The sequence below is a fragment of the Crocinitomix algicola genome, from assembly GCF_001661595.2.
Classification (GTDB): Bacteria; Bacteroidota; Bacteroidia; order Flavobacteriales_D; family Crocinitomicaceae; genus Crocinitomix; species Crocinitomix algicola.
Genome location: NZ_LYPF02000038.1, coordinates 1 through 2,500, shown reverse-complemented (window position 1 = coordinate 2,500; position 2,500 = coordinate 1). Strand labels below are relative to the sequence as shown.

Here is a 2,500-nt window from a genome sequence, read left to right as displayed (position 1 = left end):
TAGCAAGGTTAAGAATTTAAGATTCGAAGCCGAAGCGAAAGCAAGTCTTAACAGGGCGACAAAGTTAGCGGGGGTAGACGCGAAACCTGGTGATCTACCCATGGTCAGGTTGAAGTTCCGGTAATACGGAATGGAGGACCGAACTGATATACGTTGAAAAGTATTCAGATGAACTGTGGGTAGGGGTGAAAGGCCAATCAAACTAGGAAATAGCTCGTACTCCCCGAAATGCATTTAGGTGCAGCGTTGAGATAGAGTGTCATAGAGGTAGAGCTACTGATAGGGCTAGGGGGCTTCACCGCCTACCAAACCCTGACAAACTCCGAATGCTATGACATATACTCAGCAGTGAGGGCATGGGTGCTAAGGTCCATGTCCGAGAGGGAAAGAACCCAGACCATCAGCTAAGGTCCCCAAGTTTATACTAAGTTGATTTAACGTTGTGTGATTACTTTGACAGCTAGGATGTTGGCTTGGAAGCAGCCATTCATTTAAAGAGTGCGTAACAGCTCACTAGTCGAGTGATCGTGCGTGGATAATAATCGGGCATAAGTATAACACCGAAGCTATGGCTTCCGTTTAAACGGAGGGGTAGGGGAGCATTCTATTCAGCGTTGAAGCAGTACTGCGAGGTATTGTGGAGTGTATAGAAAAGCAAATGTAGGCATAAGTAACGATAAAGCAGGCGAGAAACCTGCTCGCCGGAAGACTAAGGTTTCCTCAGCTACGCTAATCGTCTGAGGGTTAGTCGGGACCTAAGGTTAATCCGAACGGAGATACCGATGGAAAACTGGTTAATATTCCAGTACTAGTTAATACTGCGATGGGGTGACGGAGAAGTGACCGGTCAGCGCACTGACGGAATAGTGCGTTAAAGGGTGTAGACGTTGATTGTATAGGCAAATCCGTACAAGAGTTGAACCTGATAGTACCAAGCGTCTATTAGACAATTGGATATGACCCTAATCATGCTCCCAAGAAAAACCTCTAAGCTTCAGGTATTAACTACTCGTACCGTAAACCGACACAGGTAGTCAAGAAGAGAATTCTAAGGCGCTCGAGTGATTCATGGCTAAGGAACTAGGCAAAATGGTCTCGTAACTTCGGGAGAAGAGACGCCCGTCTCAGGACGGGCCGCAGTGAATAGGCCCAGGCGACTGTTTATCAAAAACACAGGACTCTGCGAAATCGAAAGATGAAGTATAGGGTCTGACACCTGCCCGGTGCCGGAAGGTTAAGAGGAGTTGTTATCTTCGGAGAAGCAATGAATTGAAGCCCCGGTAAACGGCGGCCGTAACTATAACGGTCCTAAGGTAGCGAAATTCCTTGTCGGGTAAGTTCCGACCTGCACGAATGGTGTAACGATCTGGGCACTGTCTCAGCCATGAGCTCGGTGAAATTGTAGTATCGGTGAAGATGCCGATTACCCGCAACGGGACGGAAAGACCCCGTGCACCTTTACTATAGGTTCACATTGACATTGGATAATTCATGTGTAGGATAGGTGGGAGACTTCGATCTTGCTTCGCTAGGAGTAAGTTAGTCGCTGTTGAAATACCACCCTTGGATTATTTGATGTCTAATCCGTCTAAGACGGAGACATTGTGTGCTGGGTAGTTTGACTGGGGTGGTCGCCTCCAAAAGAGTAACGGAGGCTTCTAAAGGTACCCTCAGCACGCTTGGTAACCGTGCGTAGAGTATAATGGCATAAGGGTGCTTGACTGAGAGACCTACAAGTCGATCAGGTACGAAAGTAGAGCATAGTGATCCGGTGGTTCCGTATGGAAGGGCCATCGCTCAAAGGATAAAAGGTACGCCGGGGATAACAGGCTGATCACTCCCAAGAGCTCATATCGACGGAGTGGTTTGGCACCTCGATGTCGGCTCGTCACATCCTGGGGCTGGAGAAGGTCCCAAGGGTTGGGCTGTTCGCCCATTAAAGTGGCACGCGAGCTGGGTTCAGAACGTCGTGAGACAGTTCGGTCCCTATCTGTTGTGGGCGTTAGATATTTGAGAGGACCTACCTCTAGTACGAGAGGACCGGGGTGGACGAACCTCTGGTGTACCTGTTGTGGCGCCAGCCGCATTGCAGGGTAGCTATGTTCGGATGAGATAAGCGCTGAAAGCATCTAAGCACGAAACTCACCTCAAGATGAGATATCTTTTAAGGGTCGTTATAGACGATGACGTTGATAGGTCACAGGTGTAAAGGTGGTAACATCAAAGCCGAGTGATACTAATTACCCGTAGACTTATAATTCGTTCCGATTCACTCGGAAAACTCACTACTTCGATAATATTCAAATTTAAATTTCGCTAGAAATTACATTCGTGTAACTAGCCGATTTTTAAAGTCATAAAAACATTAAGCTATTCAAACGTGAATAGTGATCATCCAGTAGGATGAAAGATTTTCGGTGTTTATGGCGGTTGGGTCCACCTCTTACCATTTCGAACAGAGAAGTTAAGCCAACTTGCGCAGATGGTACTGTCCTTTTAA

At 47.3% G+C, this 2,500-nt stretch carries 2 rRNA genes (1 of these 2 cut by a window edge); both read left to right on the top strand.

The annotated features are described in order from the left end of the window. Window positions 1-2,260 (top strand): 23S ribosomal RNA (locus A8143_RS16470); it begins 627 nt to the left of the window's first position. Window positions 2,261-2,413: 153 nt separating this feature from the next. Next, window positions 2,414-2,500 (top strand): 5S ribosomal RNA (rrf, locus tag A8143_RS17440); the annotation flags it as partial.